Raw genomic sequence first — 18,461 nt, 5'->3', positions numbered from 1 at the left:
TAATTGGCGCCATATATGGTGTTTGAACGGTTTCTCATCAGCTTTGTGCTGAACCTTGTCTCAAATATGGGATTTAGTTCTTCTTTGGGGTTTAGGTATACCTCTACCTTATTAATTGCCTATAAATCCTAATGATTTATCAACTTTATTACTGTATATATTTATAAAAATTTGAGGTGTAATTAAGATGTGCATCTTATTGCACATTAATCAACACCCTATAAACTTTTGCTTAGTCCATGAACAAACTAAAGTGAATGCCTAGATTTGTGAAAAGAAGTCACTTCGAACAGACATGACATTTCGGATAAGGAAGACTAGGCTTAAGGTTAAGTAAACTATAAAAAAAACAGGCGAAACGGAACTGACTCATCACATACATCAGTCTACGTAATTGATTGTTAATGCAGAGAATAAGTTCTGAATATAATTTAAGCCTGAAACCGTTATTACTATCATTTTCACGATGTTGAGCAATACAGCATTTTGTGACCTCGGGGGATATATGGGTATTGAAGTTTCGCGCCAAGCTGCAGTTGTAGAGGCAGTGAGTGGAGAAGTCATTGCGGTTAAGTCTGACGGAAGCGCACGAAAAATTTCAGTTGGCGATATTATTCGTGAAAACGAGATTGTTATTACTGCCAACCAAGCAGAGCTTTTATTAGGTACCCCAAACGGTGTCACTGAGGTGGCAAGTAATTGTGTTGGCTGTGTTGATCAAGACTTAGCGTGGGCTGATGCTCCGATCGCTGGAGAAGTTAATTTTGACTTGCAGCAAGCCGATGCTGGAGATTTTGATGATGATGAATTTGCTGCTATCCAAGAAGCCATTTTAGGTGGTGCCGACCCGACCCAAATCTTAGAAGCAACGGCTGCGGGTAGCGGATTAGGTTCTGCAAACGCTGGCTTTGTGACGATTGACTACAACTACACCGAAACTCATCCGTCGACATTTTTTGAGACCGCAGGTCTAGCAGAACAAACGGTTGATGAAGACCGAGAAGAGTTCAGAACAATAACTCGTTCATCGGGCGGTCAATCAATCAGTGAAGTGCTCACTGAAGGCTCCATTTCTGATAATACCTATCCCCAATCTATTAAAACTACCGAAACGATTATTGCTGGTAGTTTAGCGCTCTCCCCTGATTCTTTCGCCCCAGAAGCACTGTCTCTCGCTTCGCTACTCACAGAGCTAAACAGTGATATTACCTCAAATGGTCAGCCCGTTACCTTTACTTATGATGCGGCGACGAACTCTATCATTGGTGTTCAAGGCACCGATGAAGTATTACGCATCGACATCGATGTTGTTAGTGTTGGAAATAACGCTGAGCTTTCACTGACCACAACGATTTCTCAACCAATTGATCACGTAACGTCTGTTGGTGGTGGTCAGGTTTCCTATACAGGCGATCAAATTAACATCACTTTTGATATTCAAGGTGAAGACACCGCGGGAAACTCATTAGCAACACCAATCAATGCACAAGTTGCCGTGGTTGATGGGGTCGATCCGTCTGCTGAAAGTGTGAATATCACTAACGTAGAAACAAGCAATGTTCCAATTGAAGGGACATTCTCCAATATTGGCAGTGATAACCTTCAATCAGCCGTTTTTGATGCGAGTGCGTTGGACCAATTTGATGGAATACTCAGCGATAATCAAAATACGCTTGCAAGGCTATCTGATGATGGGACAACGATCACTTTGTCCATTCAAGGCCGAGGTGAGGTTGTTCTTACTATCTCACTAGATACCGATGGTACTTATAAATTCGAGCAATTTAATCCAATCGAACAAGTGGGTACCGATTCACTGACGTTCGATTTACCGATCACGATTACCGATTTCGACCAAGATGTTGTAACCAATAACATCAACATTGTTATCTCTGATGGCGATAGCCCAGTTATTACCAATGTCGACAGTATTAGTGTCGATGAAGCAGGCATCATTGGTGGCTCGCAAGAGGGAACCGCGCCTGTAGCGGGGAGCGGAAGTATCACTGCCGATATTTTCGAAAGCGACATCATCGACCATTATGAACTGGAGCCGACGGAGTTTAATACGGGTGGCACCTTGGTTTCTAATGGTGCGGCGGTGCTACTCGAGTTGGTTGACGAAACTAATGGCGTAAAAACTTACGAAGGTTATGTAGAGGTCAATGGATCGAGAATTACGGTCTTTGACGTTAAAATTGATAGCCCTTCACTGGGTAACTACGAATTTAATTTATATGAAGAGCTTTCTCACCAAGGCGCTGAAGACGCGTTGTTGACCTTTGCTCTGCCTATTTATGCTGTTGATGCGGATGGAGATCGTTCTTCACTATCTGGCGGTTCGAACACACCAGAAGCCGCTGAGATTCTCGTTAATGTCACAGATGATGTTGTTGAATTAGTGGATAACGTTGTCTCTGTCGATGAACCAACGTTGACTGGTGATACAGTTGTTTCGTACAACCTATTTAATTTCGAAGGCGCTGATGGCTCGACAATTCAATCGTTTAACTATGATGGTGTTGATTACTCACTAGATCAGAGCTTGCTTCCAGATGCTGCTCAAACATTCAGTTTTACTGAGGGTGTCGTAACCATCTCACTGAATGGTGATTTTAGCTTTGAAGTTGCGCGCGATATTGACCACACAAACAGTGAAACCATTGTCAAACAATTCTCATTTTTAGCTGAAGATGGTGATGGAGACACTGACACTTCAACGCTTGAGCTAAGTATCACTGACGGCCAAGATCCAATCATTGATTTGATCCCGCCTGTTACTCTCTCAGAAACCAACCTTACTGATGGATCTTCTCCAAGCGGAAGTGCGGTCAGCGCTACCGAGACGATTACCTTTACCGCTGGTAGTGATGATGTAGCTAAATTTCGTATTGAACCAACTGAATTCAATGTCGGTGGGGCACTGGAATCGAATGGGTTTGCGGTCGAGATAAAAGAAGACTCTGCTAATCCGGGCACTTACATCGGTTTTATTACCAACGGTTCTGGCTCTGAAATCCCAGTATTCACCATTAGTTTCTCTGCTACTACGTTAGGTGAATACACCTTTACCTTACTTGAAGCGCTAGACCATGTGGATGGCCTAGATAAAAACGATTTAAGCTTTGAACTTCCTGTTTATGCGGTAGACAGCGATGGCGACGATTCATTGGTCTCGCAACTCAATGTGACTATCGGTGATGACGTTCAAATCATGCAAGACGGCACGTTAGATATCATCGAGCCAAATCTTGCTGACGGCACTGTAACAACCAACACCATTGATGTGATGCCTGATCAAAGTGCAGATGGTGCGACCATCACTCAGTTCACTTATGACGGTGTCGTAAACACACTGGATCAAAGCATTTCAGGCGAGCAGCAGTTTAACTTCGCAGAAGGTAGCTTGTTCATCACCCTTGAAGGCGAAATGCGTTTCGAGCCCAACCGCGATCTCGACCATACCACGAGCGAAGATATCGTGAAGTCGATTGTGGTGACCTCAAGTGACTTCGATAAAGATTCAGTCTCTTCAACGGTTACATTGACGATCACCGATGGCGATATCCCAACCATTGATGTTATTCCAACGGTTAGCTTATCTGAAACGAATCTGAGTGATGGTTCGAACCCGAGTGGTAGCGCGGTTAGTCAAACAGAGACGATCACTTTCACCAACCAAAGTGACGATGTTGAGAGATTCCGTTTAGAGCCTAGTGAATTTAACGTTGGCGATTCTCTTACGTCCGATGGTCTGGTGATTGAGCTTAGAGAAGAACCTGCGGGGTCGGGTAGTTATATCGGTTTCACGACTGATATTTCGAATACTGAAACTACCATTTTCACTCTTGATTTCAGCAGTACCAATTTGGGTGAATACACCTTTACGCTTCTCGAAGCGATTGACCACACGCCGATTCAAGGCAATAACGACCTAACATTCAACTTGCCAGTTTATGCCGTCGATAGCGACGGTGACGACTCTCTGATGTCTCCGTTGGCGGTGACGATCACCGATGACGTTCAAGTGATGGTCAATAGCTCACTCAATATTGAAGAGCCAACGGTCTCGGATTTAGCGGCAGGCACGCCGACTACGACAACGGTTAATGTTCTCGATGAAGAAGGCGCTGATGGAACGACCATTACTCAGTTTACCTATGATGGTGGAGCGGTACTAACACTTGACCAAAGCGATACGGGTGAACAGAAGTTTGATGTTGCTGAGGGTTCGCTGTATATCACCCTGCAAGGCGACGTGCGTTTCGAGCCTAATCGCAACCTCGACCACACTGGTGGAGACATTGTTAAATCGATAGTGGTGACCTCAAGTGATTCTGATAACGATCTTGTTTCTTCAACGGTTACGCTGACCATTACCGATGGCGATATTCCAACGATTGATAATGTACCAAGTGTTACGTTATCTGAAACCAACCTGAGTGATGGTTCTGCTCCAAGTGGCAGTGCGGTCAGTCAAACTGAGACGATTACCTTCACCAATCAAAGTGATGACGTGACAAGTTTCCGTATTGAACCTACTGAATTCAATGTTGGTGGGGCGCTTAAATCAAATGGGCTGGTGGTTGAGCTAAAAGCAGACCCAAGCACACCAGGTGGTTATATCGGTTTTGTGACGGATGGTTCGAACGTTGAAACCAACGTGTTCACGATCAGTTTCTCTAGTACTACCCTCGGCCAATACACTTTCACGTTGTTGGAAGCATTAGACCATGTGGATGGTTTAGCGAACAACGATCTTAGCTTTGATCTTCCTGTTTATGCGGTAGACACCGACGGCGACGATTCATTGGTGTCACAGTTGAATGTGACCATCGGTGATGATGTTCAAATCATGCAAGATGGAGCGTTAAATATTGTCGAGCCAACAGTTGCTGATTTGGCTGCGGGCACGCCCACGACAACGACCGTTAATGTATTTGATCAAGAAGGGGCAGACGGCGCGACCATCACACAATTTACTTATGATGGCGGGACTGTATTAACGCTTGACCAGAATAATACTGGCGAGCAGAAGTTCGTAGTTGCTGAAGGTTCACTGTATATCACTATTCAAGGTGACGTTCGCTTCGAGCCGAACCGTAATCTTGACCATACTAGCGGAGATATCGTTAAACAGATCGAGGTCACCTCAAGCGATTTCGATAAGGATACCGTGACATCGACAGTCACCCTGACGATTACTGATGGTGATATCCCGACCATTGATACGGTGCCAAGTGTTACTCTGTCTGAAACTAATCTTGCTGATGGCTCAGCGCCAAGTAGCGGTGCTGTAAGTCAAACTGAGACGCTTACTTTTACTAATCAAAGTGATGATGTGACCCGTTTCCGTCTTGAACCTACCGAGTTCAATGTCGGCGGCGCACTGAAATCGAATGGTTTTGTGGTCGAGATAAAAGAAGATTCAGCGAATCCAGGTACTTATATCGGCTTCATTACTGATGGTTCAAATGCTGAAATTCCAGTGTTCACGATTAGCTTCTCGACCTCGACTCTTGGTGAATACACCTTTACTTTATTGGAAGCGTTAGATCATGCAGATGGTCTAGCGAACAATGATCTGAGCTTTGATCTTCCGGTCTATGCGGTAGACAGCGATGGCGATGATTCTTTGGTGTCTCAACTCAATGTAACCATCGGCGATGATGTTCAAATCATGCAAGACGGTACGTTAGATATCGTTGAGCCAAATCTGGCTGATGGTACGGTAACAACCAATACCATTGATGTAATGCCAAACCAAAGTGCTGATGGTGCAACGGTTACTGAGTTTTCTTTTGGTGGTATCGTTAAGACGTTGGATCAGAGCATCGCAGGCGAACAGCAATTCAGTTTCACAGAAGGTGAGTTGTACATCACCCTTCAAGGTGAGATGCGCTTTGAGCCCAACCGTAACTTAGACCATTCCGCGAGCGAAGACATTGTTAAGTCGATAGTCGTGACATCCAATGACTTTGATAACGATCCGGTGACTGCGACCGTAACTTTGACCATAACCGATGGCGACAACCCGACTATCGATGCGGTGCCGAGTGTTGCACTTGAAGAAGCTGATCTGGCTGATGGCTCATCACCAAGTGGTAGTGCGGTTAGCCAAACAGAAACCATCACTTTTACCAACCAAAGTGATGATGTTGTAAAATTCCGCATTGAGCCGAGTGAGTTTAATACTGGCGGTACTCTGAAGTCTGATGACTTAGTTATTGAGATTCGAGAAGAGCCTGCGGGTTCGGGTAACTACATCGGCTTCACAACGGACATTTCAAATGTAGAAACCACGGTCTTCACACTTGCATTTAGCAGCACGACTTTAGGTGAATACACCTTCACGCTTATAGAAGCGATTGACCATACACCAATTCAAGGTAATAACGACCTAACATTCAACTTGCCGGTGTACGCGGTCGATAGTGATGGCGATGACTCTCTGATGTCGCCTCTGGCTGTAACGATTACCGATGACATTCAAGTCATGGTGGATGGCGCTCTCAGCATTGAAGAGCCGACAGTGGCTGACTTAGCCGCGGGTACGCCGACAACCACGACCGTCAATGTTCTTGATCAAGAAGGGGCAGACGGCACGACCATTACCCAAATCAATTACGATGGCACAGTGTTTACGCTTGACCAGAGTAATGCGGGTGAGCAAAAGTTTGTGGTTGCTGAAGGCTCACTCTATATAACGCTGCAAGGCGATGTGCGCTTTGAACCAAACCGCGATCTTAATCACACGGGCGGGGATATCGTTAAGTCGATAGTGGTCAGTTCAAGTGACTATGATAGTGATGTGGTGACTTCGACAGTCACGCTAACCATTACCGATGGCGATCTGCCAATCATCAACGTCATTCCTGGCGTGAGTCTTTCTGAAGTCGATCTGGCTGATGGTTCTGCGCCAACGGGTAACCCAGTATCGATGACTCAAGTGATTACCTATACCGAGGGTAGTGACGATGTTAGTCATTTCAGAATTGACCCTGCTCAGTTCAATACTTCGGGGGCTTTGAAGTCGAATGGCTTAGAGGTTGAGATTAAAGAGCAGCCAGCGAACTCTGGAAACTATATTGGCTTTGTAAAAGACGGTGCTAACGTAGAAACCAACGTCTTCACAATCAGTTTCTCAACCACCAATTTAGGGCAATACACGTTTACGCTGCTTGAAGCGTTAGACCATGTGGATGGCTTGCAGAACAACACCTTAAACTTCGATGTACCTGTGATAGCGGTGGATACCGATGGTGATGAGTCTGCGATGTCACCAATGACAGTGACCATTACCGATGATGTACAAGGTGTACAAGACGGGTCCTTGAATATTGTTGAGCCTTCACTGGCTGATCTCGTGGCGGGTACTCCAACTACGCCAACCATTGATGTTATGCTGACTCAAAGTGCTGATGGCGCAAAGGTCACCCAATTTATTTACGATGGTGGTACTGCTGTCACCTTGGATCCGAATGTAACGACAGAGCAGGTGTTTACCGTAACCGATGGTTTACTGTACATCACGATTGAAGGCGAAGTTCGTTTTGAGCCAAATCGAAATCTGGATCATTCAGCGGGTGATATTGTTAGAACGATTGTGGTAACGACCAGCGACTTTGATAACGATACTGATACCGCGGATGTCACATTGACGATCCAAGATGGGATTGATCCGGTTATCGATGTTGTTCCTAGCGTGAACTTATCGGAAGTGAACCTAGCAGATGGCTCAACGCCGAGTGGTTCTGCGGTGAGTTCAACACAAACCATTACCTACACCGTGGGTAGTGATGACTTAAGCCACTTTAGAATCGCGACCAACGAATTCAATCCTGGTGATGTGCTGAAATCAAATGGTCTTGTTGTTCAGTTAAAAGAAGATCCTGCTTCACCTGGCGACTATATCGGGTTTACTGATGACGGGGCCGGTAACGTAACTAATGTATTCACCATTGATTTTGATAGTGTCAGTAAAGGTCAGTTCACCTTCACGCTGATTGAGGCACTCGATCACCTTGATGGCGCGCTTAATAACAATCTTAACTTCAACTTACCTGTTTATGCAGTTGATACTGATGGTGATGACTCTGCTAAGCGTGATGTTGTTGTCACCATTCAAGATGACCTACAACAGATGCAAGATGGCACGTTAACCATCACAGAGCCAAATACTGGCACACCAACTACCTCGACCGTTGATGTTTTACCTACGCAAAGTGCCGATGGGGCAACCATTACACAGTTCACTTATGACGGTGGGTCTGCGATTACCTTAAATCAAAACATCAGCGGTGAGCAGGAATTTGTTTTCACTGAAGGCTCACTGTTTGTCACTTTGGATGGCGATGTGAGGTTTGAACCAAATCGTAATCTTGACCACTCTGCAGGCGACATTGTTAAGCTGATTGAATTTTCTTCATCTGATTTTGATAAGGATATTTCCTCTTCAACGGTAACACTCACTATCGTTGATGGTGATGGGCCAACGTTGAATGTCGTGCCGAGTGTTAGCTTGTCTGAAAGCTTACTGGCTGATGGTTCAACACCGAGTGGCAACCCAGTCAGCGTGACCCAAACCATTACTTCACTCGCGAGCAGTGATGACATCGAGAAGATTGTCGTCGAAGTAGGGTTGTTTAATACCAGTGGTGCATTGAAGTCTGATGGTCTTGAATTGAGCTTGCGTGAAGAGCCTGCTGGTTCAGGTGATTACATAGCATTCACAACGGATGGCTCCGGTGTTGAGAAAGTTATCTTCACCCTAGAATTTGATAACACTAACCCTAGTGAGTACACGTTTACTTTGTTAGAGCGTTTGGATCATGTCGACGGACTAGGAAACAACGACCTCAGCTTTGACTTGTCGGTGCATGCGCAAGACACCGATGGCGATATCTCACCGTCTAAACCGCTTTCTGTGACCATCAGTGATGACGTTCAATTGATGCAATCTGGTGCGCTTAGCATTACAGAGCCAAGTACGGGTACGCCAACTACAACGACATTTGATGTGATGCCTGCGCAAAGTGCTGATGGCGCCACCATAACCAAATTTACTTATGGTAGTCAGCCTGAAGAATCTCTAGTGCAAACCAATACTGGTGAGCAAGAGTTCGTATTTACAGAAGGTTCATTGTTTATCACGCTTGAAGGCGATGTGCGCTTTGAGCCTAATCGAAATCTGAATCATTCTGGTGGTGACATCGTTAAGACGATTACCGTCACATCAGAAGATAAAGACGGTGATATTGTTACTTCGACAGTGACACTGACGATTTCAGATGGTGCTCCACCGGTAATTGATACGGTTCCAACGGTGGCATTGGAAGAAGCGAACCTCGTGGATGGCTCATCTCCGAGCTTACCTGTGAGCCAAACTGAAACCATTACTTTCACAACAGGAAGTGATGATGTGAGCCATTTCCGTATTGATACCACTCAGTTCAACACGTCTGGTGAATTGAAATCGGATGGCTTAGTGGTTCAGCTTAAAGAAGATCCAGCCAACAGCGGAACCTATATTGGTTTCGTTGAAAGTGGAGGTGTTCAAACGGATATCTTTACCATCACTTTTAGTAGTGTGGTGCTAGGCGAATACACGTTCACTTTATTGGAAGAGCTCGACCACCTGCCTGTACAAGGCAATAACGATCAAGTATTCACTCTGCCAGTGATCGCGGTCGACCAAGACAATACCGATTCTGTGATGAAACCTTTGACCGTTACTATCACCGATGATGTGCCTGTCATTACCGACACGACAGCGACCAGCACATTTGTGGTTGATGAGGATGATCTTGGGTCTGTGGTTTCTCAAGCAACAGGTGCATTTGTTACCACAGAAGGTGCTGACCAAGTAGAGGTTTACGAACTGCGTAATATCTCTGCGCTTGAAGCGACATTGACCTCTGGAACAGAAGCGATTTCTATTACAGAAGTCACGGGAGCAGCGAACACAACGACCTATCAAGGTACGACGACAAGCGGAACTCCTATCTTCACGCTCGCGCTAGCGAATGACGGCTCTTATACCTTTACGTTGCTAGGTCCTCTAAACCATCCAACAAGCCCGAATTCCAACACCTTAACGATTCCATTTGATGTCGTTGCGGTTGATGGTGACGGTGATGATTCTAACCAATATGCATTGCCAATCGAGGTGCTAGACGATGCGCCAGTAATGAGTGCGCCAACCGGTGAAACGGTTGTTGATGAAGATGATCTTACCGGGATTGGCTCGGATCAATCTGAAGACACCATTATTAACGGGCTATTCACCGTTGATGAAGGTGCTGATGGTGTTGTTAAGTACGAGTTGGTCGATGAAAACTTAGCTATCGCGGGCTTAACCTCTGATGGCGAAAGCATAGAGTGGCTGCCTGTTTCACTTAATGGCACAACATTTACTTACGTTGCTCAAACAGTAACCAGTAACGAAGCGGTGTTTGAGATTATTTTCGATACCTCGGATAACAGTTATCAGTTTGAATTGTTTAAACCCCTTAAGCACCCTAATGGTGCGGATGAAAACGCGATTGACCTTAACTTTTCTGTTGTTGCAGAAGATTTTGATCAAGACCAATCAAACGCGATCGATCTGAAAATCACGGTGACTGATGATGTCCCATTGGTGACAACTCAATCGATCACACGAATTGAAGGCCAGGGCTATGGTAATTCCAAAGTTGACATGTTTGCTAATGCGACGGATGTCGGCGCGGATGGCGCGGTACTGAGTCGAATTGAGGGTATAACAAGTAATGGCGCAGATATTGTTTTCCGTACAGGAAATAACGGGCCGTACAGCAGCAGTTTCGATTTAAATAGCGGCAGTCAACAGGTACGAGTTTACGAGCAAACCGATGACGGTAGCGGTGGCGTGGACACCCGTGAGCTAGGGCGTTTACGTATCAACTCCAACGGTGAGATTGAATTTAGAGCTAGCGGCTATCTAGATCATGACGGTGAAACAATCGACTTCTCTATTAACGTGATTGCTACGGATGGAGACTTAGACACCTCTGAAACACCGTTAGACATCACGATTACGGATAGGGATTCTTCAAGAATCGCGCTGAAAGTGACGACCTTCGAGGATGCGGGTAGAGACTCAACGATACCTTATGCAACGGGTGATGAACCAGATCTTGAGAATGTTCAAGATAACCAAAGTGGTCTTCCTAATGCGCCTGCACAAGTTGCACTGCAAGTGAACCTATACGACCAAGATAACACTGAATCAATAGGTCAGTTGACGATAAAAAGCCCGAATGGAGGTGATAGTCACCAAGGTACGTTCTATTACTTTGATGGTACTTCTTACCATGAGCTAGTACCTGAACCAAATGGGAGCATTATATTTGGTCCTCCTCAACTTGAGCAAAGCTTTGCTCCAAATCCGAATGAACCAAGACAAACTATCGCGACGATAGACAATCTATTCTTCGTCCCTGATCAGCACGCTAGTTCAAATGAAACTGGTGGGCGCGTTCGTTATGAACTCGAAATTGATAACAATGGCACGCTTGACCACACAGTAAACTCAAACTTCAGAATTGAAATTGAAGCGGTAGCGGATATTGCAACTTGGGATGACACCAGTAGCACGTATCAGTATCAAGTGAACGAAGATGAAGACAACGTTACCTTGCAATTAAACGCAGAGTCACAAGATAACAGCCGCACTGAGACGATTACCTATGAGCTAGAAGCCGTTCAAGGTGATGGGAAGTTTGAGTTGCTAGATCAAAACGGTAACGTTCTTACTCCGATCAATGGTGTTTATATTATTGCAGCTGGTGATATCAATAGCACCGTAGTTAACCCAATCGATAACTTCTCTGGGCAAATTGAGTTTAAAGCGACGGCAATTACTGAAGAGACGCTTAATCCATACGATGATTCAGCTAACGGCGGGTTAGACAAAACGACCGCTCGCTCTGTTGAGCAAAATATTATCATTGATGTGACTGCTGATGCGGATCCTGGTTCATTCAGTGTTAATAGGATTCGTATTAACGAAGACAATATTGATGACCCAGACTACTCAGGTCCTCTGGACAACAAAGATGCCTTCACGCTAGACGAAGTCATCACAATGAACGGCTCAGTGGACACTGATGGTTCCGAAGAGTTATTTGTTCGTATCAGCAATATTACCGAAGGTGCGGTGCTTTATTTCCTTGGAACAACGACCCCAGTTCCTACAATCACCATTAATGGTGTCGATTATCAGGAAGTGGCGTATTCCGATCTAGCCAACGTAGAAATTGTTCCGACTAAACACAGCAATGTTGACTTCACGTTTGAGGTTACGGGTGTTGTAAAAGATACCGCGAACCTCTCTACTGGTGCACAAGTTGATGAAGAGATCCTAGGGACTAAAACGGTTAACGTTGAGGTTAAAGGCGTTGCTGATACTCCATACGGCGGTACCAACGGTACGGCTTGGACAGCAATCACCGATGGCACAACATCTGGCGTTCAAACCACAATTCAAGAGAGTCAAAATGGCGATAGCTTTGCTGAGCTTGATTTCACTGTATTGTCGGGCGAGAGAAGGCCAGATAGCGGCACAACACCATTACCTGACGACGGTTCAGAATCCATAACCGTTATCCTCTCGGGTATTCCTGATGGCGTTATTCTGGAAGACGGTGACGGTACCATTATTGACCTTAACTTTGTCGGTTACGAAACCGGTCCGGGTGGTAGCCCCGATCTTTCTAAACCTATCTACGAAGCGAACATCACTGACGCAGGTAAAACCTCAGGAATCCGCATCAGACCTGTCGATTCTTCAACAGAGAACATTCACATTCAGGGTAAAGTGATCGTGACTGAGAATGACGGTCATACGCTTACGTTTGACCAAGAAGTGCGAGTGTTAGTCGAACCTAGAATCGATACCTCAGCGACGTACAGCACAGTCACTAATGGCGATGAAGATACGGCGATCAGTATTGATTGGCATCCAGAGGGCACTGATTATATTGATGATGATGAGCATTTCACTTCTATTGTTATCAGTGACATTCCGACAGATGTTGAAAGTGTTGTGGTTAATGGCGATGTAACTTGGGTTTACGATGCTTCAGCAGGCACTTTAACCATTACGCCGAAGAGTGGACAGACGGCAGAAGAGTTTACTCAAATTGCACTGAACAATAATTTTATTCAGATCACACCCGAACAAGACTCGAGCGCCGACTTTACGCTTAATACGGTTGTCATGATCGAAGAGCGAGATCATGAGTATGTTGATGCGACTGATCCTGGTCAGGGCATCGCTACCGCGACAATCACGGGCTCGATTGATGTTGTCGTACGTCCAGTCGTTGAGCCGCAAGACGCTAGCAACAAGCTTATCGTCGATGATGTGCTGGGTACTGGAGCACTAGCAACCGTAGTTGCTGATGCAAACACTGGCGTGCTTAAGTTCACTACCAATAGCGATAATACATCGGTTACGGATGAGTTCGTCATTCGATATCAAGAAACAGATGCTTCGTCCGTTATCGAAGAAGTGGATCAGTTAGTTATTCAATTAACAAATGTGGACGACTCGGCTCTATCAGATGCTGTACTCAATCAACTGCTCGTTATTGGCGCTGCTTATGAAGGCAATGGGCGCTGGGTTGTAACGAATGAAGACATATTTAGCATAAGTGCACCGAACGGCCTTGTTCTTCCTTCAGGAAACAGCGGGGCTGGAGGGTTCAATGACATCAAGATGGACATCTTTAGTACGGTGATAGACCGAGGTGATGGTGCTGAGGTTGAGTCATCTACGGCCGCTCGTAGGGACGGAGAAGTCACTCTGTCATTCCCTCAGGTGGTGGCAGGGAGCAACAAGGTTGCTGCCGATATTGCGATTGTGCAAGACAGTGTGATAGACGCGGTTGAAGATACTCAACTTGATCTCGGTGCGGCACTAAATGGCATTTTGAGCTTTACGGGTCGCGATGATTCTACTGACCAAGTGACGGTGATCATTGATGGTGTTTTGGTTATTGATGCTACTACATCATTCCCCATTAGCCTTTCGGGAAGAAGTGATGTTGACTTTGTGAATGGAAAGTATGTTTATGAGACGACCGTTGAACAGGGTGTAGCTGTCGATTCATCGGGTTTGTTATTGAACCTGCCGCCAAACTACTCAGGTGATTTTAGATTGCCAATGACCATTGTGACCAAAGACATACTCTCAGGTGATGAGAAAACTTTAGTGACCGAAGTCGTCATCAAAGTCGCGCCAGATGCGGAGACGGACCCAACGATTGAGGTGAATGTCGTGGGTTCTCTTGATGATGCCTTTAATCCTGTTGATACCGACGGTCAGGCAGGGCAAGATCCGGTGGGTTATGAAGACACCTATATTCAGCTCGATTTCAATTCGACCATTTCGGATCAGGTTTCCGGTGTCGAAGGTGGCCAAGAAGTGTTTACGTCCATTACTTTGACGTTGGACGAGCCTTCTATAGGTGCATTTTATGACAACACGGGTACTTCATTAGGCACATCAGTTACGTTTAATCAGGCTGAAATCGCGGCGGGGGCGCTCGATAATGTGTTCTTTAGGGCGATAGAAAATTACCCAACGGGTAATGATATTAACCAAGTGCAGGTTAATGTTAGCGGTACAGTCACAGATACCGCAACCTATAACGATTCAGCCTCTCCGGTAGGCACGGCAAGTGACTCCGATACCTTTAATACCAGCGTCAGCTTTGAAGTGATTCCAGTCGTGGACGATGTGCTCGTAACAGGACCGGGTAGCGATCCTGATGTTATCGAGATTACGGGCACTGAAGACCAGCTCATTTCTTTGTCGGGCACAGGACCTGTATCGATTGCACTGACTGACCTTGATGGATCAGAACAGTTTGTGTCGATTAAGTTTACAGATGTCCCTGATGGCTTCCAAATGCGTGCAGACGCAACCTCGGCATACACAGTCAAGAACAACGGTAATGGTGAGTGGAGTGTTCAGCTACCTCAAGCATCAGGGTTATCATTCGATTTAAGTGAGATTTCGATCTTGCCGCCTAAAAACTTCAGTGGTACCGCTGAGTTTGGTGTGGAAGTCTTCACTCAAGAATCGTTGCTGGGTGTGCCTACTGCGGCGGCAAACTTGCCAAGCTTCAAACTGCATGTGGTACCTGTTGGTGATGATGTCGATACTAACCCGACTGATTCTGTAACAGGCAACGAAGGGCAGAATATTGATATCGAAATCAATGCGACTATTTTAGATAAAGAGTTGTCGGCCACAGGAAGCGGAACGTATACCGAAAATGCACCTGAAACCCTTCGAGTCGAAGTGGCAGGCGTTCCTCAAGATGCATCTATCTACTACCCTGACGGAACCACCTTGGGTAGTTATGACCCTATTACACAGCTCTGGACTCTAGATGTTTCAGCTCAGTCGCTCGATAAGATCGTATTTAACTCTGGCGAACATAATAGTGATGCGGGTAATGCTCTAGGTATAAATGGTCCACTGCAGATTACCGTTCGTTCTGTGGATACAGATGCTGATAACACAGAGTATTTAGGCACACCAACGAGTTTCGATGTTGATTTAGTGATTGACCCTATCAACGATCAACCGACATTTGTGAATGTGACCAACATAGAAACGCCGGAAGACATCAGTATCGCTATCGACAACTTTAGTATCTACGACGTTGATGCTAACTTTGATAATCCAGACGCTCCGTATGTTCTTACGTTGCAAGTCGATCAAACACTGCCGGGAGCGCAAGGTGTGTTTGAGTTTACGAGCTCACCTGACGTGACGTTTGTATTGCAACCTGATGGCTCATTGGTGATTACCGGTAAAGAAGCCGATATCAATACCGCATTGACCAATGGAGCAGTGACGTTCAAACCCGATCCAGACCAGAATTACCTCAACCAGAGTGGTTTAGTCACGATCAATGCAACGCTCGATGATGGTGGTAATAACGGCTTGATTGACGCGGGTGATCCGAATACTGCTCAAACTAATCAAACTACGTTCACCATTAAGGTGACGGAAGTGAACGATACGCCTGTCGCGACTAATGTTGATTTAGGTTCGATTGCGGAAGATGGTCAAATCGTGATTGTTGAAGGTGACTTGATTGCAGCGAGTTCTGATCTAGAAAACCATAACCTCACGGTAACCGGCGTAACTCTTACTCAAGGGCAAGGTCAGCTAACGCGCTTTGAAAATGCTGGTGGTGCTGATGACGCTGGGATTACGGGGCCATTCTGGATATTCATTGCAGATAATGATTTCAACGGCGACGTTAAATTCAATTACTCCATTATCGATGATGGTACAACCAATGGTGCGGATGATTTTAAAACCGATAGCGCTGAAATCAGCCTTGTGGTGACAGAAGTCAACGACCAGCCAGTGGCATCGGACATTGATTTGGGCACCATGCTTGAAGAAGGTCAGCTGGTCATTAAAGAGGAAGACCTGATTTCCGCAACCACTGATCCGGAAAACGACACGATTACTGTGAACAGTTTGGTGCTCGATCAAGGTCAGGGCCAATTACAACGTTTTGAGAACGTGGGCGGTGCTGATGATGCTACGATCACTGGCCCGTACTGGGTATTTACCGCAGCCAACGAATACAACGGTGATGTTAAGTTCACTTATACCGTTGAGGACGATGGTACAACCAACGGCGCTGATGATTTCTTAACAGATACCGGCGAAATTAGCGTTGTGGTAACGGAAGTGAATGATCAGCCAGTGGCAACGGATATCGACTTAGGAAACATCCTTGAAGAAGGGCAGTTGATCATCAAAGAGGAAGATCTGATTGGCGCAACGAGTGACCCAGAGAGCGACACGATTACCGTGACTAATCTGGTGCTCGATGAAGGCCAAGGCCAATTACTGCGCTTCGAGAATGTTGGCGGCGCTGATGACGCTATGATTACTGGCCCGTACTGGATATTTACGGCTGCTGATGAATACAACGGTAACGTTAAGTTCACCTATACCGTCGAGGATGATGGTACAACCAACGGCGCTAATGATTTCCTAACGGATACTGCAGAGATCACAGCGATTGTCGACGGAGTGAACGATACGCCTGTTGTTAATGGTGACAGTGCCACTACGGTTATTGACGAGGATGCTGGTCAGCTATTGAGTGGTATCAATGTCAGTGACCCAGATTATGTGGATGCATTTTCTAATGACTTAATGACAGTCACGCTGACAGTGGATTACGGTACATTGAACGTATCACTTCCGGCAGTGACGACAGTGATGGTCAACGGCAACAACACTGGTTCGGTTATCTTAGTTGGTACTTTGAGTGACCTAAATGCACTGATTGATACGCCAACCAGTCCAAACGGTGTCTACCTCGATGCGAGCTTGTCTCCAACCAATAGCATTGGCTTAGAAATCATCGCCAAAGACAGCGGTAACCCTTCTGGTATCGCGATTGAAACCGCACCAGTGGTTTATAATATCGCAGTGACACCAGTCGCTAATGCGCCAACCTTGTCTATTGATCCGGCATTCAACTATGTGAGAAACATTACGACCAGCTCATCTGTGGTCGCTAATAGTGGAGTCGCTTTAGTTGGAATTGTCGCTGCATTGACGGACATTACTGAAGAGTTAACGTTGAAGATCAGTGATGTTCCGGATGGTGTTGATGTAACCAGTGATGTGGGTACGGTTTCGCTGGTGGGTGATACTTGGATAGCGACGGCTGATGCGATTGATAGTCTCAGACTCGTCGAGCAACCATCAGCTGGTAAGCCGTTAACTCCGGGTAATTACACCTTGAAGGTTGAGGCGGTATCTGAAGAAACGGACAATAACGATATTGCGATATCTCAAAACATTGATCTAAACCTCAATATAGTTGCGAACCCAATAGATCTCGATCTGTCTTCTGAAACAGACGATGTGCAACTTTTAGCGAGTAACTTTGATACTAACCTCACTGGCGGATCAGGAAATGACCGACTTGTGGGTGGATCGGGTGACGATACGCTGGTTGGCGGTGACGGTAACGACACCCTGATTGGCGACGGAGGCTCAGACATTCTGACTGGTGGCGATGGTATGGATTCGTTCGTATGGCTTAACATCGAAGATGGTGTTGAAGATACGATTACCGACTTTGATTTATCGGAAGGGGACAGTATTGATTTGAGAGAAGTGTTGCCAGAGCTTAAAAACACATCTCCAGACATGACAGCGTTACTGCAGCAAATAGATGCGAAAGTGGACGGGGATGACATTGAGCTTACGATCAACCCGGATGGCTTAGGTACCACGGAACAGGTGATTGTGGTTGAAGATCTTGCTCCTCAGTTAACACTAAGTGGCAACATGCCTTCGGACATTCTGGATGCATTGGTACAGCAGAATGTGATAACTCACGGTTAAGTGAACCATTAAACCAAAACGAAAGAGGCCAGCA

Annotated in this window: 1 protein-coding gene; it reads left to right on the top strand. The window is 45.7% G+C overall.

What is annotated here, in order from left to right; translation table 11 throughout:
* Positions 1-505: 505 nt before the first annotated feature.
* Complete coding sequence (locus tag HRQ85_RS11515; RefSeq protein ID WP_172379663.1) at positions 506-18,427, top strand: retention module-containing protein; 17,922 nt, start codon at positions 506-508, stop codon at positions 18,425-18,427.
* The last annotated feature ends 34 nt before the right edge of the window (positions 18,428-18,461 follow it).

Origin of the sequence: Vibrio sp. Vb339 (genome assembly GCF_902751245.1) — a bacterium.
Lineage (GTDB): Bacteria > Pseudomonadota > Gammaproteobacteria > Enterobacterales > Vibrionaceae > Vibrio > Vibrio coralliirubri.
The sequence above is the reverse complement of the archived record's forward strand: the minus strand, read 5'-3'. Positions and strand labels throughout refer to the sequence as shown.

What these genes read in the sequence shown, in the direction of transcription:
- HRQ85_RS11515 (WP_172379663.1), top strand. Translation starts at nt 506, where the DNA reads ATGGGTATTGAAGTTTCGCGCCAAGCTGCAGTTGTAGAGGCAGTGAGT.